This window comes from Kitasatospora sp. NPDC097691 (assembly GCF_040302665.1).
GTDB lineage: Bacteria > Actinomycetota > Actinomycetes > Streptomycetales > Streptomycetaceae > Kitasatospora.
The window spans coordinates 39390-60717 of the sequence record NZ_JBEORY010000043.1 but is presented as its reverse complement, the minus strand read 5'-3'; the positions used below and the strand labels follow the sequence as shown (position 1 = coordinate 60717).

Here is a 21328-nt window from a genome sequence, read left to right as displayed (position 1 = left end):
GTCGTTGCGGGCCGGACGGGTGCCGTTGCGGGCGGGACCGGTGTCCTTGCGGGTCGCGCCGGGCCGGTGCGGTTGCGGGCCGGGCTCGATCAGGGCTCGTTGTGTTCCTCCTCGTCCACGCTGTGCGGAAGGTGGATGCCGTGCTGGGAGGCGAGCCGGAGCAGCGAGGCGATCCGGCCCTCGTACGCCTGGACGCCGTCGGCGTCCCCTTCGGCCCGTGCCGCCGCGAGGTCCCGTCGGGCCTGGGCGAGCTGCTCGCGCAGCTCCTGGTCGAACATGGCTGTCATTGCCGGCCTCCACACCGGTCGGTGCCGCTCAGTGGAACGCTCAGGGGAGATCAGAGTCCCGGATGGTGAAGGACTCTTCAAGTCTCGCTCGTCCTGCCGGGGGTGGGGCGGCGGTGGGCGGGTATGGAAGATGGGCGGCTTCGGCCGCGGCTCGAGGTGACGGTTTCGGGACGGGGAGGTTGCGTGGGGGCGTGCGGAAGGTGTGCGGGCGGTGGGCGTGCGCCCTTGTTGTGCTAGCACTTCGGCGCTAGCTTGAAGGGCATGGCCAAGAAGCAGCTGAACGTCCGCGTGGACGCCACGACCGCGGAGATGGCCCGGGAACGGGCGGAGCAGCAGGGGATCAGCATGAACCAGTACATCGAGCGCCTGGTCCAGCAGGACATGGGCGAGTCCGGACGGGCCTTCGTCGACGCGGCCGCCCAGTTCATGAAGGAGTACGAGACGGCGTTCCTCGCCGAGTTCGGGGAGCCCGGCGACCTCCAGGACGTGCGCCGTTGAACCTTGAGGTCGACCTCTCGTGGCTGCTCATGACCGCTGAGCAGTACACGCCCGGTGATCCGCAGGTCACCGACTACGGCTCACTGCTCGCGGCCGTCACCCGGCACCAGGCCGAGATATTCGACATCGCCGTCTACCCCGAACCGCAGGACCGCGCCGCCGCGTTGATGCACCAGCTGATCCGGGTGCCGGCCCTGGAGAAGACCAACGAGCTCTTCGCGACCGCCGTCGCGTACGCCTACCTCGTCGCCAGCGGTTGCACCGTCGCCACCACCGCCCGCGAGGTGCGCAGCCTCTCCCGGGCCATCCGCGAGGGGCGGATCGGGGTGTCCGGCGTCGCCGAGCGGCTGGCGGCGTGGGTGGTGGACGAGGCCGAGGGGGAGGGCGTCAGCGGCGCGGACGAGGAGGACGAGGACGACGACTGACCGTCGCCCGCGTCGTCCCCGCCCGCGTCGCCCGCGTCGCCTGCGTCGTCCAGTGCCGTCCGGCGCCGTCCACGCGGGTCGTACCGGGGGGTGTCCGCTGCGCCCCGTGGCCCGGCCGTGGTCCTCAGGCCTGGGGTGACGCGGCCTCCGCGATCAGGGCCGTCGCGAACGGGCGGAATCCGGCCCGGCGGTAGATCCGGGCGACGTCCTCGTCGGAGGCGGACAGGAACACCGTCCGCACGCCGTTGGCCCGGGCGTGCGCGACCAGGGCCGCCGTGACCGCGAGGCCCAGGCCGCGTCGACGGGCGGTGGGCAGGGTGCCCACGCCGACCACCTCGCCGACCGGGCCCACCGGGTTGTACTGGCCGGCGCACAGGACGGAGCCGTCCTCCAGCGCGGCGGCCTGCACGGTGACCCCGTCGGTGATCCGCTGGGCGATCCGTGCCACTCCGCCGTCGGCCGTCAACGTGGCCGTGCTCGCCGCCAGTTCGGCCGCGCCGGCCGCGCCGATGGCGGTGCCCGGGGCGCCGAAGGCCACGTGCGGGACGGCCACCGCCTGCGCCAGCTCGGGCGCGTCCGCGGCCAGCACCCGCACCTCGGTCCGCTCCGCGAGGACGGGCGCCGGAGCCGACTCGTCCTGCGGGCCCAGCACCAGCAGCGGGTGCTCGTGCACCGTCAGACCCGCCGCCTCGACGGCCGCGCGCAGCCCGGGGTTCTGCTCGGCCACCCACTCGAAGGCCTCCGGCGCGCCCAGCCCGCGCTGCCGCTCCAGCACCCGGCGGACGTCCTCGACCGTGGCGGCCGGGCCGTCGTGGCCGAGCGTCGGGCGGGCGTAGTAGTGCCAGCCGGTGTCGCCCGCGCGGACGAACAGGGTCAGCGGACCGAAGTCCTCGGCACGGGCGGCGCTGCGCGGCGCGGCGTCGTAGTAGCGCTCGATCTCGTCGAGCAGCGGGCGGTCGGGAGCTTGATCGGCAGGAGTCACGGCGTGCATCCAAGCAGGGGCCCGGGCGTGCCGCCACCGGTTTTGCGGCGTGCCGGTCCGATCGGAGGAGGGCCGTGCGTCGCGCCCGGGCGCCGATTGTTGCCGAACGCTTACCGGCCCGCAGCGATCTTGTGCGCACACAGCGTGCATGCTGATGCTTTTACAGCTCTGCCGAGGGGGACGGCGGACGTCTGCACTCGGCGAGGCAAGGGGGAAGACAGGCCCATGAGGCTCTGCTTTCTGGTGGAGGAACACTACCGGCACGACGGCATGCCGCTCGATGTGGCGCGTCAGCTCACCGCGTGGGGGCACCGGGTGGACGTGCTGCGCCCCGGGGACTCGCTGCTGGCGATCTCCGAGGCGGTCCGGGCCGGCAGCCACGACGCCTGGGTGCTCAAGACCGTCTCCGGCGGGCCCGGGCTGACCCTGCTGGAGGCGGCCGCCGCCGTCGGCCTCACCACGGTGAACGACGTGCGCTCGATCCGCGGCGTCCGGGACAAGGCGCTCGCCGCGGTGATCGGCAGCACTCGCGGGCTGCCCGTTCCGGTGACGTACGCGGCCGCGCGGTGGGAGCGGCTCGCGGAGATCCCGGTCGCCGAGTACCCGCTGGTGGTCAAGCCCGCGGACGGCAGCTCCGGGCGTGCCGTCCGGCTGGTGCGCAGCCCCGACCACCTGCTGGAGGTCGGGCCCGAGCTGGTCGGGGAGGGGCTGCTGATCGCGCAGCCGTACGTGCCGAACTCCGGGACCGACCTCAAGGTGTACTGCGTCGACGGCGAGCTCTTCGCGACGGAACGTTCCTCCCCGCTGCACCCCGGGCAGGGCGTGCGGGAGCGGCAGGTGCCGCTGCCGGGGAGCGTCGCGCGGATCGTGGCGCAGGTCGGGGAGGTCTTCGGGCTGGACCTGTACGGGGTCGACGTGCTGCTCGGGCCGGACGGGCCGGTGGTGGTCGACATCAACGACTTCCCGAGCTTCCGGCAGGTGCCGGACGCCGTGGCACGGGTCGCCCGGGCGGTGCTGCGGCTCGCGCGCAGCGGGACGGCCGTCTCGGTGCCCGGCGGACCCGCGGCCGCGCTGGTGTCGGCGGGCGGGGCACCGTACGGGCAACTGGGACAACTGGGCTTCGGCGAGGGGGACTTGCTGTGAGGATCGGGCTGATCACCGGGGATCCGGGGCACCCGGTGCTGGCGGCGACGGCCGCGCTGCTGGCGGAGCGGGGCCACGAGGTGGTGGCCGTTCCGCCGGCCGGGTCGGCGGGGGAGCTCGCGGTGGCGGGAGGGCGCGTGGTGGCAGGGGGGCTCGCTCCGACGGGGGAGCTCGCCGACGTCTACCTGCTCAAGGCCCGTACGCCCCGAGCGCTCGCGCTGGCAGCCGAGTTGGAGCGGCGGGGCGCGCCGGTGGTCAACTCGGCGGCGGCGACGGAACTCTGCCAGGACCGGGTGCGGATGGCCGACCTCGCGCGGGCCGCCGGACTGCCGTTCGCGGCCACGGCCGCCGCCGGGTTGCTGGGCGAACTCGTCGCGCCCGCCTACCCGTTCGTGCTCAAGAGCCGACACAGCCGGCGGCACGACCTGGTCGCGCGGGTCGACGGCCCGGCCCGGCTCCGCGAACTCGCCGAGCGTTGGGCCGAGGAGCCCGTCGTCACCCAGCCGTTCGTCCCCGGGACGGGGTGGGACCAGAAGCTGTGGGTGATCGACGGGCAGGTGTTCGCCGCCCGGCGGCGGTCCGAGCTCGCCTCCGAGCCGGGAGATCCGGGGCGGGCGGCGGACTGGGAGCCGCCCGCGGAGCGGGCCGCGCTCGCGCTGCGGGTGGGTGAGGTGTTCGGGCTCGACGTGTACGGGGTCGACCTGCTCGACGGGCCCGCCGAGCCCGTCATCGTGGACGTCAACGCCTTCCCGGGGGTCCGGGGCAGGCCCGGCGCGCCCGAGGCGCTCGCCGCGCTCGCGCTGCGGGTCGGGGCCGAGCGGGCGCGGCCACTGGCGGGGCGCGGGCGGTAGGTCGGGCGGTAGGTGAGGCGGGGCGGTGCCGGGCCGGCGCCGGGCCAGGCGTCGAGCCGCTTTGCGCGCAGGCGGGTCGGGGCAGCGGACGGCCCGGGTCGTTAGGCTGGCTGGCGCCCCGACCGGCCGGGGCGTACGGCGAGAGAAGACGGAACGTTGCTGCAGGACATCGAGCGCTACCTGGCCTGCCCCCTCTGCGCGCAGGCCCTCACCCGGCACGACCGCAGCCTGCGCTGCCCCGCCGGGCACAGCTTCGACCTCGCCAAGCAGGGCTACGCCAGCCTCCTCGCCGGTGACGCCCACACCGGCACCGGGGACACCGCCGAGATGGTCGCCGCCCGGGCGGACTTCCTCGCGGCCGGCCACTACCGGCCCATCGCGGACGCCCTCGCCGAGGCCGCCGCCGCGGCGCCCGCCGGTGAGCCCGACGGGCTGGTCGCCGACCTCGGCGCCGGCACCGGCCACTACCTGGCCCACGTCCTCGACGCCCTCCCCGACCGGGTCGGCGCCGCCCTCGACATCTCCAAGTACGCGCTGCGCCGTGCCGCCAAGGCGCACCCGCGGATCGGCGCCGTCGTCTGCGACGCCTGGCGCCCGCTGCCGCTGCGCGACGCCTCCGCCGAGCTGATGCTCAACGTCTTCGCCCCGCGCAACGGGCCGGAGATCCGCCGGGTGCTGCGCCCCGGAGGCACCCTGCTGCTGGTCTCGCCCACCGCCCGCCACCTGCGCGAACTCGTGGACGCGCTGGGGCTGCTGTCGGTGGACGAGGAGAAGCAGCGGCGGATCGACGAGAAGCTCGGCCCGTACCTGACCCCGGCGGGGCAGCGGGAGGTCGAGTTCACGCTGCGGCTCGACGCGCAGGACGTGCGCACCGTCGTCGGCATGGGGCCCAGTGCCTGGCACACCGACCCGGGGCGGCTCGGCGCCGCGCTCGCGGCGCTGCCGGACCCGGTCGAGGTGACCGCCTCGGTGACGGTGGCCGCCTACCGGCGCTGAGGGTGGCGGGGCGCGGTCCGGGGGCTTCCGGGGCTCAGGCCGCCCCGGGACCCGGATGGGCCGTGAGTGGGACCCGGGTGGGCCGCGGGCGGGGCGCGGACGGGCGGCCGTGGGCACGGCGCAGGCGGGACGCGCTGTCATCGCGTCGGGGTGAGGCGCCACGTTGGGATGAATCTGCTGAGCAGGCACGTTTCTGCCGGTCGGCCTGAGGCTAACGTCCGACAGGTGAACCGCGACGCCACCAGGCCCGCCGGGCCGGCCCACCTCCGACCGGACGCCCCGGGGCCCGACCGCTCGCCCGTGCCACGCCCCACCGTCGAGGAGCTCCGGCTCACCTCGTTCAAGTCCTACCGGCGCGCGGTCCTGCCCCTCGCACCCCTCACCGTGCTGCACGGCCCCGCCGGGGTCGGCAAGTCCAACGCCCTCGACGCGCTGGCGGTGCTGTCCCGGCTCGCGCTCGGCGAGGAGATCGCCGACTCGCTGGACGGGCTGCCCGACCGCACCGGTCCGCTCGCCCTGCCCGTCCGGGGCGGCCTGGACGGCTGCGTCCCGCACGGGCGGGACGCGATCATCCTCGGCTGCACCGTCCGCTCCCCGCACGGCCGGATCCGGCTCGACGTGGTGATCCGCACCGACGGTCCGGTCCGGATCGCCCGGGAGTCGCTCACCCTCGACGGCCGGACGCTCGTGGACACCGGCGAGCAGGACGTCCGCCACCGGCGGGTCAACGTCTGCTGGCACAACGACACCCGGCAGGGCGACATCCGGGCGCCCTTCCCCAGCGGCACCATGATCACCGCACAGCTGCCGCTACGGGTCGCCGGCTCTTCGGCCGGCGAGTGCCTGGTCCTGGCGGCCACCGAGGACCTGCTCACCGCGCTGCGCGAGGTGTTCCCGCTGCACCCCGTCCCCGCGCTGATGCGCGGCTGGGCCCGGGCCGACCCGCAGGCCCGGCTGCGCGGCAACGCCGCGAACATCTCCGCCGTCATCGCCCGGCTGGGCAACGAGTGCCCCCGCCGGTACGGGCAGCTGCTGCGCGTGGTGCAGTCCGCCGCACCGCACCCGCTGCTCGGGCTCACCGTGGCCGAGCGCGAGAGCGACGAGGGCGTGCGGCGCGTCCTGGCCGTCTTCGACGAGGGCGTCCTCGGGCGGACCGGAGCCGACCAGGCCTCCGACGGCATGCTGCGCCACCTCGCCTTCGCCGCGGTGCTGCTGACCGGGGCGGGGGTGCTCGACCTCGACGTGGCCGCCGAGGTGCCGTGGGCGCACCGGCAGCTGACCGTGCTGGCCGAGGACCTGGGGGCGGGGCTCGCCACCGAGCAGGCCGCCTCGCTGCTGCGGCTGGCGCGGGACATGGCTGAGCGCAGCCAGTTGCGGGTGGTGGCCGCGCTGCAGGAGCCGGCGGCGGTGCGGGAGGCGCTGGGCGGAGCGGGCGAGGCGCGGCCGGGCGAGGTGCGGCCGGGTGAGGTGCGCTCGGGGGACGCGCGGCCGGGCGCGGTGGCGGTGGTCGAGTGCCGGCGGGACCCGGACTCCGGGTTCACGGTGCTGCGGCCGGAGACGGCCCGGGTGCCCGTCCAAGGCGGACGAGGGGAGGTGGCCGACGGGGCCGCGGAGGGGGAGCGGCCGGGCGTGGAGGGGGCCGGGGCGGCGGCGGGCGGCGATGGGGTAGACCTGGAGGGGTGAGCGAACGAGTGACGGGACCGGGGGAGCCGGAGCCCACCCTGGAGTCCCTGCAGCAGCGGCTGGTGGACTTCGCGGCGGCCCGACGGTGGGAGCCCTTCCACACGTCGAAGAACCTGGCGGCGGCGCTGAGCGTGGAGGCGGGCGAGCTGCTGGAGATCTTCCAGTGGTTGACGCCCGAGCAGGCCGCCGAGGTGATGTCGGAGCCGGAGCGCGCGCACCGGGTGCGTGACGAGGTCGCGGACGTGCTGGCGTACCTGCTGCAGTTCTGCACGGCGGTCGGGGTGGATCCACTGGCGGCCCTCGCGGCCAAGATCGAGCGCAACGAGCACCGCTTCCCGGTGCCGGACGGAGCGGCCGACGTCAACCCGGACGTGGACGACCAACCCTTGTGAGGGACGGAAGTTATCCACAGCCCCGGAGTTGTCCACAGCTTCTGACAAGGCGGATGCGAGCCCGCGTCCTTCCTCGCACGCTGTCGCCATGACCACCCGGCCGCCGCTCGGCGGCCCCGGTCGACGGCGACAGCGAGCGAGAGGAGCGGTGGCCATGGAGGCGCTGCGACTGATCAGGACGGCCCGGCACGCCCTGGCCGAGGCCAGGCACGTACCGGATGTACTGGCCGAGGCGCGGCAGGCCGCGCTGCTCGCCGAGGCGATGGGCGCCCGGCTGGCGGAGTCGGAGGACGGGGAGCTGACCGGGCTGGGGCGGCAGCTCTCCGAGGCCGGGGCGCACGCGGCGGTCTGTCTGGACCGCTCGGTCGTCCGGGCCGCCCTGGTGAGCGGCGGCCGGGCGGCGCGGCTCACCGAACTCGGCGAGCTGGCACCGGCCTTGGGGGCACTGGACGGGCTGCTGCACGAGGTCGGGGAGACGCTCGTGGTGCTGGCCTGCGGGGCCGACACCGAGAGCCTCTACTGGACGTGCATCGACGGCGTCGACGCGATGTCGGAGTGCAAGGACCTGACCGGGCGGCTGCGGGAGGCGGCGGGCCGGGCCGACGGGCCGGCGTGCTCGGCGCTCGGCGGGGCCGTGCCGGAACGGGCCGCCTGCGGTTCGCCGTTACTCGTCCGGCTCGATCCGCCGGGCGGCGGAGGCGCACCGGACGGCGGAGGCGCACCGGACGATGTCGGCCCGCCGGGTGAGGCCGGGCCGACGGGGTCGGCGCGAACGGCCGGCTACCGGGCGCCCGGCGCGGCCGGGGTCCCGGAGGTGTCCGTGCCGGTCGGGTAGGCGGTGGGGTCGGTGCCCCGGGTGCCGGAGGACTGCAACGCGGCGAGATCCGCGGTGACCGCGGCGAGCAGTTCCTGCATCCGGTCCAGCAGGTTCTTGGCCGTGGTGGGCCCGGCCCAGGTGCCGTCGGCCGAGCCCGTCGGGCTGCTCGGGAGCTGCGGCGTGGCGGAGGGTTCGGACATGGCGGGACCTCTTCGGATCGGTGGTGCGGTGTGCAGCGGCCGACGCTGGCCCGGCCCGTACGGCCGGGGCGGCGGCCGCCCGGCCACCGGGGCGCACGTCCCCGCCGCAGCACCCAACGAACCGCTCCGGCGGCCGTCACCGGGCACCACTCGATGCGGTCCGACTCCGGGACGGCGTAAGCCTCCCGGGTGAGCCGGGGTTGCCGCCCCGGCGCGGGCTGGGCTAGGCGCGGCCGAATGTCGAGCTGGGCCTCGAGCGGGGCCTCGATCGGGTGCCGAGCGGGTACCGGGCGCCTGCGGAGCCCGCGCTGCCCGGGGCGGCAGCAGGGTGCCGCCCGCGAGAACGAAAGGAGGACCGGAAGTCGAGCCGGAAGAGACGGAAGGGGGAGTACCCACCCCTTGCCACTCTCAACGTATAGCGCACCGGGGGTCTTGCGGCAAGGCCCCCATGGTGGCGCACAATCGCAGGCCTCAGATCGGAGCTGATGCCATGACCCCCCTCACCACCAGCGCGTTCGACCTCCCAGACCGCCTCGCCGCCAAGGCCGACCCGGCACTGATCGGCGGCGACGAGCGGCACTTCGCGGCCGTCGCGCAGAGCCTGGAGCAGGCGATCGCCGAGCTGTCCGACCGCCTCGACACCCTGCGCCGGGCACCGGGTGGCCTCGGCCGGGAGGCGATGGACCGGGACATCGAGATCCACAAGCTGACCGGTCGGCTGCGCGCGCTGCGCCGCTTCGGTCTGGACCTGTGCCTCGGGCACGTCGTCGGCGCGGACGACCCCGAGCCGGTGTACATCGGGCGGCTCGGCCTCACCGACAGCGAGGGACGCCGGCTGCTGGTCGACTGGCGTTCGCCCGCGGCCGAGCCGTTCTTCGCGGCGACCCACGCCGACCCGATGGGGCTGACGAGCCGCCGCAGGTACCGCTGGACCGGCGGCCGGATCAGCGACTACTGGGACGAGGTGTTCACCGTCGCGGCTCTGGAGGGGCACGCTGCGCTGGACGACCAGTCCGCGTTCATCGCGAGCCTGGGCGGCAACCGTTCGGCCCGGATGCGGGACGTGCTGGCCACCATCCAGGCCGACCAGGACGCCGTCATCCGGGCCGGCTCCCGGGGCGCCCTCGTGGTCGACGGCGGCCCGGGCACCGGAAAGACCGTCGTCGCGCTGCACCGCTCCGCGTACCTGCTCTACTCCGACCCCCGGCTCGGCCACCGGCGCGGCGGCGTGCTGTTCGTCGGCCCGCACCAGCCGTACCTGGCCTACGTCGCGGACGTCCTGCCGAGCCTCGGCGAGGAGGGCGTGCGTACCTGCACCGTGCGGGACCTCGTCGCCGAGGGGGCGACGGCGGGGGCCGAGGCAGATCCGGAGGTGGTCCGGCTGAAGTCCTCGGTCGACATGGTGAAGGCGATCGAGAAGGCCGTCCGGTTCTACGAGGAGCCGCCGGCCGAGGGGATGGCGGTCACCACCCACTGGTCCGAGCTCTGGCTGAGCGCGCAGGACTGGGCGGACGCGTTCGACGCGCCGGACCCGGGCACCCCGCACAACGAGGCGCGCGAGCAGATCTGGGACGAGCTCGCCACGATCCTGCTGGACAAGCTGGACGCGGACGAGGAGGAGGTGTCGCCCGAGCAGTTCCGCCGGTCGCTGCGGCAGGACCGGGAGCTCGTGGAGACCCTCAACCGCGCGTGGCCGCTGCTCGAAGCGGCCGACCTGGTCGGCGACCTCTGGTCGGTGCCCGCCTACCTGCGGATGTGCGCGCCCTGGCTCGACCCGGAGGAGGTCCGCAAGCTGCGGCGCAAGGACGCGCCCCAGGCCTGGACGGTGTCGGACCTCCCGCTCCTGGACGCCGCCCGGCAGCGGCTCGGCGATCCGGAGGCGGCCCGGCGGCAGCGCCGACGCGAGGCCGCGGTCGCTGCCGAGCGCGCCCGCATGGCCGATGTCATCGGTGACCTGCTCCAGGCCGACGACGACGGCGAAGGCGCGGTGACGATGCTGCGCGGACGGGACCTCCAGGACACCCTGGTCGACGAGACCGCCCTGCCCGCCGCCGACCCGGAGCCGCTGGCCGGACCGTTCGCGCACATCGTCGTCGACGAGGCCCAGGAACTGACCGACGCGCAGTGGCAGATGCTGCTCCTGCGCTGCCCGTCCCGGAGCTTCACCATCGTCGGGGACCGCGCGCAGGCCCGGCACGGCTTCACCGAGTCCTGGCAGGAGCGGCTGGAGCGGATCGGGCTCGACCGCACCACCGTCGCCTCGCTGAGCATCAACTACCGCACACCGGAGGAGGTCATGGCCGAGGCCGAGCCCGCCATCCGGGCCGCGCTGCCGGACGCCAACGTGCCGACCTCCGTCCGCAGCAGCGGCATTCCCGTCACGCACGGGTCGGTGGCGGAGCTGGACGCGGTCCTGGACGGCTGGCTCGCGGAGCACGCGGAGGGGGTCGCCTGCGTGATCGGCGCACCGGACTTCCGGGCCCGGCCGCGGATCCGGTCGTTGACCCCGGAGCTGTCGAAGGGGCTGGAGTTCGACCTGGTCGTGCTCGTCGACCCGGAGGCGTTCGGCGGGGGAGTCGAGGGAGCCGTCGACCGCTACGTCGCGATGACCCGGGCCACCCAGCGGCTCGTGATCCTCAGGAGTTCATGAGACCGGAGGGACAGGAACCGGAGGGACAGGAGGGACAGGAGGGAAGCCGGGGGAGTGGGAGGAGACGAGGGGCCGGAACGCCCGTCGCCCGGTCGAGTGACACGGGTGTCGGCCGACGGCGTCCGGAGGCCAGACTGGGGCGATGGACGAGGAGGAGGAACCGCTGGCGTCGTGGGCGGCCAGGCGGGAGCAACGACTGCGGCCGGTCGGTCAGTTGCGGGCCGTACGGCTTGTGGACGAGCGGTCGCGGGGCGCCCATGTGGCGCCGGGCGAGCCGAGACTGATCGTACGCTGGGACGGTTACCAGTGGCTGCCGGAGACGGTGGCCGAGGACTACGCCGCCGCCCAGCGGATCCTGCACGGGATCGAGGGCGACGGCCTGGTGCGCCCCGCCCGCCGGGCCCAGCGGCCCGGGAAGTCGCCGGGGCGGCACCGCAAGCCCCGAGGGGTGTGAGGCGCCACCGCGCGTCCTGACCCCGCCAGCACCGTGGGAATGCGACGGGGACTCCTCGGGAACGGCAACCGGACCCCTCGGGAACGGCAACCGGGCCCCTCGGGAACACGACCGGCCCCCGGGAACGCGAGCGGGGCCCGGCGCCGCCTGGCGCCGGACCCCGACGGTCGCTGCCCGCAGGTCAGTTGTGGGCGTGCAGGTCCGCGTTCAGACCGCCCCAGGAGCCGGAGCGGGCGATGACCTCGACCGCGCCGGTCTGCGAGTTGCGGCGGAACAGCAGGTTGTCCTGGCCGGACAGCTCGACGGCCTTGGCCACCGTGCCGTCGGGCGTGGTGACCCGGGTGCCGGCGGTGACGTACAGGCCGGCCTCGACCACGCAGTCGCTGCCGAGCGAGATGCCGATGCCCGCGTTGGCGCCGAGCAGGCAGCGCTCGCCGACCGAGACGACCTGCTTGCCGCCGCCGGACAGGGTGCCCATGATCGAGGCGCCGCCGCCGATGTCGCTGTGGTCGCCCACGACGACGCCCGCGCTGATCCGGCCCTCGACCATGGAGGTGCCCAGCGTGCCGGCGTTGAAGTTGACGAAGCCCTCGTGCATCACGGTGGTGCCGACGGCCAGGTGCGCGCCGAGCCGGACGCGGTCGGCGTGGGCGATGCGCACACCGGTCGGGGCGACGTAGTCGGTCATCCGCGGGAACTTGTCGATCCCGTACACGGCCAGCTGGCCGCCCTGGGCGCGCACCGCGAGGCGGGTCTGCTCGACCTTGTCCACCGGGACGGGGCCGATGCTGGTCCACGCGACGTTGGCCAGCAGGCCGAAGATGCCGTCCAGGTTCTGGCCGTGCGGCTTGACCAGGCGGTGGCTGAGCAGGTGCAGGCGCAGGTACACGTCGTGCGTGTCGAGCGGCTTCTCGTCCAGGGAGGCGATGGTGGTGCGCACGGCGACCACCTCGACGCCGCGGCGAGCGTCGGCGCGCAGGGCCTCGGCGGCGCCGGCGCCGAGCTCGGCCTCGGCCTGCTCGGCGGTCAGGCGGACGGTGCCGGCCGGGCCGGCCTCGGCGGCCAGCGCGGGGGCGGGGTACCAGGTGTCGAGGACGGTGCCGTCGGCGGCGATGGTGGCCAGACCGGTGGCCACGGCGCCGGTCGCCGGGGAGGTGGATTCGAGCGAGGTGGATTCAGCAGTCACATCGTGCACGTTAGCCAATGCGGGGCCCCGGTGCCGAACACGCCCACCGTGCGGACGTGCCCGACGGACATCCCGGCCGCGGGGTCCCGGACGGGAAAACCCGGTGCTCAGGGCAGTGGTGCTGGGCAATACTTCGGCGGGTGTTCATGTCGATCTCCACCACCGGCAGCACCGAGAGCCCGGCGACGGATCTCGGGTTCCTGCTGCACAAGCATCCCGGCAAGGTCCAGCGGTTCACGACGTCGCACGGCGAGGCCCACGTCTTCTACCCGGAGGCGGGGGACGAGGTCTGCACGGCGGCGCTGCTGCTGGACATCGACCCGGTCGCACTGGTCCGCAAGGGCCGGGGCGACGGCAAGGGGCGCGGCGGGTCGCCCGACTTCGCGCTCGCCCAGTACGTCAACGACCGCCCGTACGCCGCGTCCTCGCTGCTCGCGGTGGCGCTGCGGACGGTGTTCCGGTCCGCGATGAAGGGCGCCTGCCCGGTCCGCCCCGACCTTCCGGGGCAGGCCCGCCCGCTGCGGATCGAGCTGCCCGCCGTGCCCGCGAACGGCGCGGGCGAGGGCGGCGGTCCGGGGATGGTGGCCCGGCTGTTCGAGCCGCTGGGCTGGCGGGTCGAGGCGGCGGCGATCCCGCTGGACGAGGCGTTCCCGGAGTGGGGCGACTCCCGGTACGTGCGGATCGCGCTCTCCTCCGACACCGTGCGGCTCGCCGACGCGCTCCAGCAGCTCTACGTGCTGCTGCCGGTGCTGGACGGCGCCAAGCACTACTGGGTCGCCCCGGACGAGGTGGACAAGCTGCTCGCCGCCGGCGAGGGCTGGCTGGCCGTCCACCCGGAGCGCGCCCTGATCACCCGCCGCTACCTGGCCCGGCGCTGGTCGCTGACCAGGGCCGCGATGGAGCGTCTGGAGCTGGCCCGGCTGGCGGAGGCGGACGACCGTGAGGTCGAGGAGATCGACAACGCGGTCGACGACCGGCCCGCGGAGGAGACCGGCCGGGATCACGGCGACGAGCACGCCGCGGAGCACAGCCGGGAGCACTGTGCGGACCACGCGGAGCCGGTGCAGCCCCGCCCGCCGTCCCTCGCCGAGCAGCGCCGCACCGCGATCCTCGACGCCCTGCGCGAGACGGGCGCCGCCCGCGTCGCCGACCTCGGTTGCGGCCAGGGCGAGCTGATCGGCGAACTGCTGAAGGACGCCCGCTTCACCGAGATCCTCGGCGTGGACGTGTCCGTGCGGGCGCTGCAGGCGGCGAACCGCAAGCTGCGCCTGGAACGGCTGCCGGAGCGGCAGGCGGCCCGGGTGAAGCTGGCGCAGGGTGCGCTGACGTACACCGACGCCCGGCTGAAGGGCTACGACGCGGCGGTGCTGTGCGAGGTGATCGAGCACCTGGACCTGCCGCGGCTGCCCGCCCTGGAGTACACCGTCTTCGGTGCCGCCCGCCCGAGGGCCGTCGTGGTCACCACGCCGAACGCCGAGTACAACGTCCGCTGGGAGACCCTGCCGGCAGGCAGCGTCCGGCACGCCGACCACCGGTTCGAGTGGACCCGCGCGGAGTTCCGCGCCTGGGCCGGGAAGGTCGCGGCCGCCTACGGGTACACCGTGGTGCTGCGCCCGGTCGGCCCCCAGGACGAGGAGGTCGGTGCACCGACCCAGCTCGCCCTGTTCACCACCGCCACGGAAACGTCCGCCGCCACGGAAAGGTCCGCCGCCACGGAAAGGTCCGCCGCCACGGAAAGGTCCGCCGCCACGGAACCGTCCGCGACCACGGAACCGTCCGCGACCACGGAACCGTCCGCGACCACCGACCCGCCCGCGACCACCGACCCGACGACGCCCGAAGGAGGCGAACCCCGATGACCGACGCCGCAGTCGACGGAACCACCGAGAGCACGAACCCCCGCCGCCTCCCCGTCACCGACGTCTCCCTCGTCGTCCTGATCGGCACCAGCGGTGCGGGCAAGTCCACCTTCGCCCGCCGTCACTTCCTGCCCACCCAGGTCGTCTCCTCCGACTTCTGCCGCGGCCTGGTCGCGGACGACGAGAACGACCAGTCCGCCTCCGCCGAGGCCTTCGACCTCCTGCACTACATCGTCGGCAAGCGCCTGGCGGCCGGCCGGCTGACGGTCGTGGACGCCACCAACGTCCAGCCCGAGGCACGCCGCCAGCTGGTGCGGATCGCCCGCGAGCACGACGTGCTGCCGATCGCGATCGTCCTGGACGTGCCGCCGGGGGTGTGCGCCGAGCGCAACCGCTCCCGCCCGGACCGTCAGCTGCCCGCCCACGTGATCCCGCGGCAGAACCGCGAGCTGCGCCGCTCCCTGCGCGGCCTGGAGCGCGAGGGCTTCCGCAAGGTGCACATCCTGCGCGGCGAGGCCGAGGTGGCGTCGGCCGAGATCGAGCTGGAGAAGCGCTACAACGACCTGCGGCACCTCACCGGCCCGTTCGACATCGTGGGTGACATCCACGGCTGCCGCTCGGAGCTGGAGACCCTGCTCACCCGCCTCGGCTACGCCCTCACCCGGGACGCGCAGGGCCGCCCGGTGGACGCCGCGCACCCCGCGGGCCGGACCGCCGTCTTCGTCGGCGACCTGGTCGACCGCGGACCCGACACCCCGGGCGTGCTGCGCCTGGTGATGGGCATGGTGGCGGCCGGCCACGCCGTCTGCGTGCCCGGGAACCACGAGAACAAGCTCGGCCGGGCGATGGACGGCAAGAAGGTCACCGTCTCGCACGGCCTGCAGGAGTCGCTGGACCAGCTGGCGGGCGAGTCCGAGGAGTTCAAGGCCGAGGTGCGCGCCTTCATGCGCGGCCTGGTCAGCCACTACCTGCTGGACGGCGGCGCCCTGGTGGTCTGCCACGCCGGTCTGCCGGAGAAGTACCACGGCCGCAACTCCGGCCGGGTCCGCTCGCACGCGCTGTACGGGGAGACCACCGGCGAGACCGACGAGTACGGCCTGCCGGTGCGCTACCCGTGGGCGGAGGAGTACCGCGGCCGGGCCCTGGTGGTCTACGGCCACACCCCGGTGCCGACCGCGAGCTTCGTCAACAACACCATCTGCCTGGACACCGGCTGCGTCTTCGGCGGCAGCCTGACCGCGCTGCGCTACCCGGAGCGCGAGCTGGTGAGCGTCGAGGCCGAGCGCGAGTGGTACGCCCCGGTGCGTCCGATGATCACCGACGCGCCGGGTGCCCGCGAGGGCCGTCCGCTGGACCTCGCCGACGTGGCCGGTCGCCGGATCGTGGAGACCGCCCTGCACGGGCGGGTCGCCGTCCGGGAGGAGAACGCGGCGGCCGCGCTGGAGGTGATGAGCCGCTTCGCGCTGGACCCGCGACTGCTCGCCTACCTGCCGCCGACCATGGCGCCGAGCGCGACCTCCCGCCGGGACGGCTACCTGGAGCACCCGGAGGAGGCCTTCTTCGCCTACCGTGCGGACGGTGTGCGGCACCTGGTGTGCGAGGAGAAGCACATGGGCTCGCGCGCGGTGCTGCTGGTCGCCCGGGACGGCGCCGCGCTGGAGCGCCGCTTCGGTGTGGCCGGCCCCGGCGCGATCTGGACCCGCACCGGCCGCGCCTTCCTCCAGGACGACGGGCTGACCGCCGCCGTGCTCGACCGGGTGCGGGAAGCCGCCGAGCGCGCCGGCCTCTTCGAGGAGCTGGGCACCGGCTGGCTGCTGCTGGACGCCGAGCTGATGCCGTGGTCGCTGAAGGCGGTGGAGCTGCTCCGTCGTCAGTACGCCGCGGTGGGTGCGGCGGCGGGTGCCGCCCTGCCGGAGGTGCTGTCCGCGCTGGAGCGGGCGGCCGGGCGCGGTCTGGACCTGGCCGACCTGACCGCCCGCCAGCGGCAGCGCTCCGCCGACGCGAGCGCGTTCACCGAGGCGTACCGGCGCTACTGCTGGCCGACCGAGGGCCTGTCGGGCATCCGGCTGGCGCCGTTCCAGCTGCTGGCCGCCGAGGGGGCGAACCTCGCGGTGCGCCCGCACGACGAGCACCTGGCCTGGATCGACCGCCTGGTGGCCGCGGATGCCGACGCCGCCGGTGCCACCGACGGGAAGGAGCCGGTGCTGCACCGCACCGGCCGGATCCTGGTGGACACCGAGGACGAGGCCTCGACGGCCGCCGCCACCGCCTGGTGGGAGGAGCTGACCGGGGCGGGCGGCGAGGGCATGGTGGTCAAGCCGCTGGCGTCGCTGGTGCGGACCTCGCGCGGCGAGGGCCGTCCGGGCGGCTTGGTGCAGCCCGGGGTGAAGGTCCGCGGTCGGGAGTACCTGCGGATCATCTACGGCCCGGACTACACCGAGCACCTGGACCGGCTGCGGCAGCGCGCGCTGGGCCACAAGCGCTCGCTGGCGCTGCGCGAGTACGCGCTGGGCCTGGAAGCGCTGGACCGGCTGGCGGCCGGGGAGCCGTTGTGGCGGGTGCACGAGCCGGTGTTCGCGGTCCTGGCGCTGGAGTCCGAGCCGGTCGACCCGCGCCTGTAGCGGTGCCGTGACCCCGCAGGGGGAGCACGGGTGAGGGGAGTCCCGGAGAACGGGACTCCCCTCACCCGCCCTGTTCCTGTATAGAAATTCCGAACATCGTATACACTTGCCAGCCTTCCCCCTCGTCCCGTCACCCCAGGAGCCCGGCATGGCCTTCAACCTCCGGAACAGGCACTTCCTCAAGGAGCTCGACTTCACGCCCCAGGAGTTCCGCTTCCTGGTGGACCTCGCCGCCGGGCTCAAGGCGGCGAAGTACGCGGGCACCGAGCAGCCCCGGCTGCGCGGCAAGAACATCGCGCTGATCTTCGAGAAGACCTCCACCCGCACCCGCTGCGCCTTCGAGGTCGCCGCCCACGACCAGGGCGCCACCACCACCTACCTGGACCCGTCGGCCTCCCAGATCGGCCACAAGGAGTCCATCAAGGACACCGCCCGGGTGCTCGGCCGGATGTTCGACGGCATCGAGTACCGCGGTCACGGCCAGGAGGTCGTCGAGGAGCTCGCCGCGCACGCCGGCGTCCCGGTCTGGAACGGCCTCACCGACGAGTGGCACCCCACCCAGATGCTGGCCGACGTGCTCACCGTCACCGAGCACACCGTCAAGCCGCTGACCGACGTCGCCCTCGCCTACCTCGGCGACGCCCGTTCCAACATGGGCAACTCGCTGCTGGTCACCGGCGCGCTGCTCGGCATGGACATCCGGATCGTCGCCCCGCGCGCGCTCTGGCCGACCGAGGACGTGCAGAAGTCGGCGCAGGCCCTGGCCGAGTCGACCGGCGCCCGGATCACCCTGACGGAGGACGTGGCCGAGGGCGTGGCCGGCGTCGACTTCCTCTACACCGACGTCTGGGTCTCGATGGGCGAGCCCAAGGAGGTCTGGGCCGAGCGGATCGAGCTGCTCAAGCCCTACCAGGTCTCCATGGACACCGTCCGGGCCACCGGCAATCCGGCCGTGAAGTTCCTGCACTGCCTGCCCGCGTTCCACGACCTCGGCACGGTGGTCGGACGGCAGATGTACGAGGCGACCGGCATGACCGAGCTGGAGTGCACCGACGAGCTGTTCGAGTCGCCGCACTCCATCGTGTTCGACCAGGCCGAGAACCGCCTGCACACCATCAAGGCGGTCCTGGTCGCCACCCTCGGCTCCTGAAGCCTGAAGCCTGAAGCCCGCAGCCCGAAGCCTCCGGCGTCCAGGCCCTGGGCTCCTGAGGCCCTGGGCTTTCGTAGCGCTCGGTGCTCGGTGCTCGGTGCTCAGTGCTCAGTGCTCCAGCTTGACGCAGGCCACCCGGTCGCCCGCCCCGTGCCGGCCGGCGACCGGGGTGCCCGCGTGCAGCACCAGCGAGCGCGCCTCCCCGGGCCGCGGCTGCCAGTCCACCGCAGTGGTGGCGGTGCCCTCGCCGCGCTCGTCGGTGCGCAGCACCAGTCGCAGCTCGTTGCGCTCGTTGGCGTACGCCGGGTCGGTGGACGGCTGCACCGGGTCCCGCAGGTCCTGGTAGTGCGGCCCGGAGGACGCCGGGTCGGCCCCGCAGCCGCCGGTGTGCAGGTGCGCCGGGAACTCGTGGTCGGGGGCGAGCCCGGACGCGGTCAGGGTGAGCACCGTCCGCCCGGGCACCGAGCGGTCGGTGACGACCACGGCGTGCGAGCCGTACGGCACCAGGTCCGCCGCGTAGCTGACGGCGGACGGCGGGACGAAGGCGGTGGCGGGGTCGAAGTCGGCCTCGACGACGGAGACCGGCGAGGCGGCGGGGGCGAGCAGGGCCAGCGGCAGCAGGGCGGCGGCGAGCGGAGCGGTCATCGGTCGGGCCTTCCACGGGCAGGGCGACGGTCACCCTGCTAACGGCGCCGGCCCGCGGAGGACACCGCGGGGCAGGACACCGCGGGGAAGGACACCGAGGGGAAGGGCACGGGGCGGGACGCCGAGGGGAAGGGCGTTGTCCTCAGGCCGGTTCGCGCCGGATCCCCCGGATCTCGCAGCGCGGCCCGCTGGCCCGCATCAGCCGCAGGTCGGCCGTGACCAGCGGCGCCCCGTACCGCTCGGCGACCGCGACGTACGCGGCGTCGTCCGGGGTCAAGTTGTCCTTGAGCTCCCAGATCCGGCCGAGCAGCGGCGCCACCTCGACCTTGCGGATCGCCACCGCGGCCAGCTCGCCGGTGAGTTCGGCGACCCGCGCGGCGGTCAGCTCCTTGGCGAGGTAGAGGCCGCGCAGCGACTGCATCACCTCGACCACGATGTGCTCGGGCGCCAACCACTCGCTGTCGGAGGCGAGTTCGGCCCGGGCGGCGGCCCCGCGCGGGCCCTCGTCGGCCAGCGCCAGCACCAGCGCGGACGCGTCCACCACGATCATCGGAGGCCCCCTCTGCCTGTCACGTCACGGGCCACCGTACCGGCCCGGGGCCGGGCCCACGGAGAAGGACGGGGCGCTGGCCCACGGAGCCGGACGGGGCGCGGGCCCACGGAGGAGGACGGGGCGCTGGCCCACGGAGCCGAACGGGGCGCGGGCCCACGGAGCCGGACGGGGCGCGGGCCCACGGGGACGGACCGGGCGCGGGCCCGCTCGGCGGGCGCCGGCGGATCAGCCTCCGAGCAGGAATCCGGCGAGCACCGAGGCGGCGTTGGCGGTGGCGGAGGCGGCCCAGGGCAGTGCGGTGCGCGGCGGCAGCCCGGCGAGGGGGACGAGCAGGGCACCCTCGACCAGGCAGACGCCGGCCTCGCCGAGGCCGAACGCGGTCCAGTACGCTGCGGCGGGCCCGGCGGCGTACGGCCGCAGGGACCACCAGAGCAGCGGGTGCGTCAGCAGGTTGACCAGGACGGCGGCACCGGCGGCCCGGGACGGCCGCAGCCCGCCCGCCCGGGTGAGCGCGACGATGTAGACGGGGACCTCGACCAGCAGGGTGAGGGCCAGAGCGAGGGCATAGGGCACGGCGGGGATCGTGCCACGGGGAGGGGACCATGGCCACCGGGGTCGTACCCGCACCGGCGTCGGCGGCCGCGCCGGTCTGGCCCGGGCCCGGCCCGGCCACCCGGCTGGGTGCCGCGCCGTTCGTGGGGTTCGCGCTGTCGGCCGCCCTGGCGCTGGTGGTGGCCCTGCGGGCGCCGACCGGCCTGGCGGTGCTGGGCCTGGCCGCCTTCGGTGTGCTGCACAACGTGCTGGAGCTGCGCTACGTGGCGGGCCGGTTCGCGGTCGTCCTGGCCGGCCCGCTGCTGCGGCTGCTGCTGGCGCTGGTGACCGGCATCGTGCTGTGTCGCCTGCTGCCGCCTTCCCGGGCCGCCCAGACGGCGGAGATCCTGCTCGCGTACGGCCTGCTGGCGGCGGCTTGCCGGTACGGGCTGCGCGGTCGGCCGCGGGCGCTGGCCGGGAGCGCGGTGTTGCTGGTCGGGGCCGGGGCGGCCTCGCTGGCCTTCCCCGCGTACCACTTCGTGGTGCTGGCCCATCTGCACAACGTGGTGCCGCTGCTGTTCCTGGCCGAGTGGTCGCGCCGGTTGCCGCGGGGGCGGTGGGCGTTCCTGGCTGTGCAGTCCGGCTGGGTGCTGCTGGTGCCGGCCCTGCTGCTGAGCGGGCTGCTGGACGGGTTGCTGTCCCAGCGGCCCGGCGGCTGGACGGATCGGCTGGCGGCGGCCTACACCCCGCCGGCCCTGCTGACGCCGGAGGCGGGGCTGCGCTTCCTCGCGGTGTTCGCCTTCCTGCAGACGATGCACTACGTCGTCTGGGTCTGGTTCCTGCCCCGGTACGCGCCGGAGGCGGCGGAGCGTTTCGACGCCCGGGTGCCGGCGCTGCGCGGCGGCCGGGCGTGGGCGCTGGGCGTGGGGGCCGGCGCGCTGCTGGCGCTGCTGTTCGCGGTGGACTACGCCCAGGGCCGGTCGCTGTACGCGGCGCTGGCCGGTTACCACGCCTACCTGGAGTTCCCGGTGCTGCTGATGCTGGTGCTGGGCCTCGGTGCGGACCGGGTCGCGGACCGGCCGTGGGCCGGGGGACCGGCGGGTGGACCGGAGGAGAACGCACAGGGAGGGGAGGTGAAGACATGAGGACGATCCTGCTGGCCGACATCGCCCCCTCGCCGACCGACGGTTCCGGTGGTGAGCTTGTGGTGGTGCTGCTGATGGCGGCGGCCGTGGTGGCGGGAGCGGTCTGGCTGATCAGGCTGGAGCGCAAGCGGCGCGGCCCGGACGACCAGTGAGTCACGGCATGCACTATGGTTTATCTCGACATCGAGATAACTGCCCCTTACGATATATCTCGACATCAAGATACTTGCCGAGAGGCGCTCACCGGCGATGCGGGCAAG

The 21328-nt window shown here is 74.7% G+C and carries 22 protein-coding genes; 15 read left to right on the top strand and 7 right to left on the bottom strand.

Annotated elements, in window-relative coordinates:
* Positions 1-89: 89 nt before the first annotated feature.
* Positions 90-287 (bottom strand): hypothetical protein, encoded by a 198-nt coding sequence (locus tag ABTY56_RS26240; protein ID WP_350526054.1) that lies wholly within the window; start codon positions 285-287, stop codon positions 90-92.
* A 261-nt stretch (positions 288-548) separates the two neighbouring features.
* On the opposite strand from ABTY56_RS26240, the gene ABTY56_RS26235 reads away from it, so the two are divergent.
* Entirely contained in the window at positions 549-785 is a 237-nt protein-coding gene (locus ABTY56_RS26235) for a toxin-antitoxin system HicB family antitoxin (protein ID WP_350526055.1), read from the top strand.
* Positions 782-1210: a fic family toxin-antitoxin system, toxin component gene (locus tag ABTY56_RS26230; protein ID WP_350631630.1), complete on the top strand. Its 429-nt coding sequence runs from the start codon at positions 782-784 to the stop codon at positions 1208-1210. Before ABTY56_RS26235 ends, ABTY56_RS26230 begins: the two co-directional genes overlap by 4 nt.
* 124 nt (positions 1211-1334) lie before the next feature.
* Here ABTY56_RS26230 and ABTY56_RS26225 read toward each other — a convergent pair whose 3' ends face one another.
* A complete protein-coding gene (locus tag ABTY56_RS26225; protein WP_502893186.1) occupies positions 1335-2201 on the bottom strand; it encodes a GNAT family N-acetyltransferase in 867 nt (288 codons plus the stop codon).
* Between the two features lie 216 nt (positions 2202-2417).
* Between ABTY56_RS26225 and ABTY56_RS26220 the strand changes: the two genes are divergently transcribed.
* The 6 genes from ABTY56_RS26220 (at position 2418) to ABTY56_RS26195 (ending at position 8092) form a co-directional block, all read left to right on the top strand.
* Positions 2418-3335: an ATP-grasp domain-containing protein gene (locus ABTY56_RS26220; RefSeq protein WP_350631628.1), complete on the top strand. Its 918-nt coding sequence runs from the start codon at positions 2418-2420 to the stop codon at positions 3333-3335.
* Positions 3332-4186, top strand: a complete 855-nt coding sequence (locus tag ABTY56_RS26215) for an ATP-grasp domain-containing protein (protein WP_350631627.1) — start codon at positions 3332-3334, stop codon at positions 4184-4186. The genes ABTY56_RS26220 and ABTY56_RS26215 overlap by 4 nt, the downstream gene beginning before the upstream one ends.
* Positions 4187-4342: 156 nt before the next feature.
* Positions 4343-5182, top strand: a complete 840-nt coding sequence (locus ABTY56_RS26210) for a putative RNA methyltransferase (RefSeq protein ID WP_350631626.1) — start codon at positions 4343-4345, stop codon at positions 5180-5182.
* 225 nt (positions 5183-5407) lie between these two features.
* The gene (locus tag ABTY56_RS26205) at positions 5408-6865 is read left to right on the top strand and encodes an AAA family ATPase (RefSeq protein ID WP_350631625.1); all 1458 of its coding nucleotides are present in this window, start codon (positions 5408-5410) and stop codon (positions 6863-6865) included.
* Entirely contained in the window at positions 6862-7257 is a 396-nt protein-coding gene (locus tag ABTY56_RS26200; protein ID WP_350631624.1) for a nucleotide pyrophosphohydrolase, read from the top strand. The genes ABTY56_RS26205 and ABTY56_RS26200 overlap by 4 nt, the downstream gene beginning before the upstream one ends.
* A gap of 154 nt (positions 7258-7411) precedes the next feature.
* Positions 7412-8092 carry a DUF6099 family protein gene (locus tag ABTY56_RS26195; protein WP_350631623.1) on the top strand — a complete coding sequence of 227 codons (681 nt, stop codon included), beginning with the start codon at positions 7412-7414 and terminating at the stop codon, positions 8090-8092.
* Here the strand turns inward: ABTY56_RS26195 and ABTY56_RS26190 are convergent.
* Complete coding sequence (locus ABTY56_RS26190) at positions 8038-8274, bottom strand: hypothetical protein (RefSeq protein ID WP_350631622.1); 237 nt, start codon at positions 8272-8274, stop codon at positions 8038-8040. The genes ABTY56_RS26195 and ABTY56_RS26190 overlap by 55 nt on opposite strands.
* Positions 8275-8764: 490 nt before the next feature.
* Here ABTY56_RS26190 and helR point away from each other — a divergent pair, with 490 nt between their 5' ends.
* The gene (helR, locus tag ABTY56_RS26185; RefSeq protein ID WP_350631621.1) at positions 8765-10924 is read left to right on the top strand and encodes an RNA polymerase recycling motor ATPase HelR; all 2160 of its coding nucleotides are present in this window, start codon (positions 8765-8767) and stop codon (positions 10922-10924) included.
* A gap of 142 nt (positions 10925-11066) precedes the next feature.
* Positions 11067-11378 (top strand): DUF6087 family protein, encoded by a 312-nt coding sequence (locus ABTY56_RS26180; RefSeq protein WP_350631620.1) that lies wholly within the window; start codon positions 11067-11069, stop codon positions 11376-11378.
* A gap of 181 nt (positions 11379-11559) precedes the next feature.
* Here ABTY56_RS26180 and dapD read toward each other — a convergent pair whose 3' ends face one another.
* Positions 11560-12564 carry a 2,3,4,5-tetrahydropyridine-2,6-dicarboxylate N-succinyltransferase gene (dapD, locus tag ABTY56_RS26175; protein ID WP_350631619.1) on the bottom strand — a complete coding sequence of 335 codons (1005 nt, stop codon included), beginning with the start codon at positions 12562-12564 and terminating at the stop codon, positions 11560-11562.
* Positions 12565-12704: 140 nt separating this feature from the next.
* Between dapD and ABTY56_RS26170 the strand changes: the two genes are divergently transcribed.
* The 3 genes from ABTY56_RS26170 to argF all read left to right on the top strand — a co-directional run bounded on the left by ABTY56_RS26170 (position 12705) and on the right by argF (position 18194).
* Positions 12705-14423, top strand: coding sequence for a 3' terminal RNA ribose 2'-O-methyltransferase Hen1 (locus tag ABTY56_RS26170; protein WP_350631618.1), 1719 nt, complete (start codon positions 12705-12707; stop codon positions 14421-14423).
* Entirely contained in the window at positions 14420-17044 is a 2625-nt protein-coding gene (locus ABTY56_RS26165; protein WP_350631617.1) for a polynucleotide kinase-phosphatase, read from the top strand. The genes ABTY56_RS26170 and ABTY56_RS26165 overlap by 4 nt, the downstream gene beginning before the upstream one ends.
* Positions 17045-17192: 148 nt before the next feature.
* Positions 17193-18194, top strand: coding sequence for an ornithine carbamoyltransferase (argF, locus tag ABTY56_RS26160; RefSeq protein ID WP_350631616.1), 1002 nt, complete (start codon positions 17193-17195; stop codon positions 18192-18194).
* 108 nt (positions 18195-18302) lie between these two features.
* Here the strand turns inward: argF and ABTY56_RS26155 are convergent, their stop codons facing one another.
* The 3 genes from ABTY56_RS26155 to ABTY56_RS26145 all read right to left on the bottom strand — a co-directional run bounded on the left by ABTY56_RS26155 (position 18303) and on the right by ABTY56_RS26145 (position 19965).
* On the bottom strand, positions 18303-18839 hold the full coding sequence (locus tag ABTY56_RS26155; protein WP_350631615.1) for a superoxide dismutase family protein: 537 nt from the start codon (positions 18837-18839) through the stop codon (positions 18303-18305).
* A gap of 142 nt (positions 18840-18981) precedes the next feature.
* A complete protein-coding gene (locus ABTY56_RS26150) occupies positions 18982-19389 on the bottom strand; it encodes a type II toxin-antitoxin system VapC family toxin (RefSeq protein WP_350631614.1) in 408 nt (135 codons plus the stop codon).
* Positions 19390-19617: 228 nt separating this feature from the next.
* A complete protein-coding gene (locus ABTY56_RS26145) occupies positions 19618-19965 on the bottom strand; it encodes a hypothetical protein (protein ID WP_350631613.1) in 348 nt (115 codons plus the stop codon).
* Between the two features lie 29 nt (positions 19966-19994).
* Here ABTY56_RS26145 and ABTY56_RS26140 point away from each other — a divergent pair, with 29 nt between their 5' ends.
* Positions 19995-21068, top strand: a complete 1074-nt coding sequence (locus tag ABTY56_RS26140) for a hypothetical protein (protein ID WP_350631612.1) — start codon at positions 19995-19997, stop codon at positions 21066-21068.
* Positions 21065-21220 carry a hypothetical protein gene (locus ABTY56_RS26135; protein WP_350526073.1) on the top strand — a complete coding sequence of 52 codons (156 nt, stop codon included), beginning with the start codon at positions 21065-21067 and terminating at the stop codon, positions 21218-21220. Before ABTY56_RS26140 ends, ABTY56_RS26135 begins: the two co-directional genes overlap by 4 nt.
* The last annotated feature ends 108 nt before the right edge of the window (positions 21221-21328 follow it).

What these genes read in the sequence shown, in the direction of transcription:
- ABTY56_RS26240 (WP_350526054.1), bottom strand. Translation starts at nt 287, where the DNA reads ATGACAGCCATGTTCGACCAGGAGCTGCGCGAGCAGCTCGCCCAGGCC.
- ABTY56_RS26190 (WP_350631622.1), bottom strand. Translation starts at nt 8,274, where the DNA reads ATGTCCGAACCCTCCGCCACGCCGCAGCTCCCGAGCAGCCCGACGGGC.
- ABTY56_RS26155 (WP_350631615.1), bottom strand. Translation starts at nt 18,839, where the DNA reads ATGACCGCTCCGCTCGCCGCCGCCCTGCTGCCGCTGGCCCTGCTCGCC.
- ABTY56_RS26195 (WP_350631623.1), top strand. Translation starts at nt 7,412, where the DNA reads ATGGAGGCGCTGCGACTGATCAGGACGGCCCGGCACGCCCTGGCCGAG.
- ABTY56_RS26225 (WP_502893186.1), bottom strand. Translation starts at nt 2,201, where the DNA reads ATGCACGCCGTGACTCCTGCCGATCAAGCTCCCGACCGCCCGCTGCTC.
- argF (WP_350631616.1), top strand. Translation starts at nt 17,193, where the DNA reads ATGGCCTTCAACCTCCGGAACAGGCACTTCCTCAAGGAGCTCGACTTC.
- ABTY56_RS26135 (WP_350526073.1), top strand. Translation starts at nt 21,065, where the DNA reads ATGAGGACGATCCTGCTGGCCGACATCGCCCCCTCGCCGACCGACGGT.
- ABTY56_RS26220 (WP_350631628.1), top strand. Translation starts at nt 2,418, where the DNA reads ATGAGGCTCTGCTTTCTGGTGGAGGAACACTACCGGCACGACGGCATG.
- ABTY56_RS26180 (WP_350631620.1), top strand. Translation starts at nt 11,067, where the DNA reads ATGGACGAGGAGGAGGAACCGCTGGCGTCGTGGGCGGCCAGGCGGGAG.
- ABTY56_RS26165 (WP_350631617.1), top strand. Translation starts at nt 14,420, where the DNA reads ATGACCGACGCCGCAGTCGACGGAACCACCGAGAGCACGAACCCCCGC.
- helR (WP_350631621.1), top strand. Translation starts at nt 8,765, where the DNA reads ATGACCCCCCTCACCACCAGCGCGTTCGACCTCCCAGACCGCCTCGCC.
- ABTY56_RS26140 (WP_350631612.1), top strand. Translation starts at nt 19,995, where the DNA reads ATGGCCACCGGGGTCGTACCCGCACCGGCGTCGGCGGCCGCGCCGGTC.
- ABTY56_RS26235 (WP_350526055.1), top strand. Translation starts at nt 549, where the DNA reads ATGGCCAAGAAGCAGCTGAACGTCCGCGTGGACGCCACGACCGCGGAG.
- ABTY56_RS26150 (WP_350631614.1), bottom strand. Translation starts at nt 19,389, where the DNA reads ATGATCGTGGTGGACGCGTCCGCGCTGGTGCTGGCGCTGGCCGACGAG.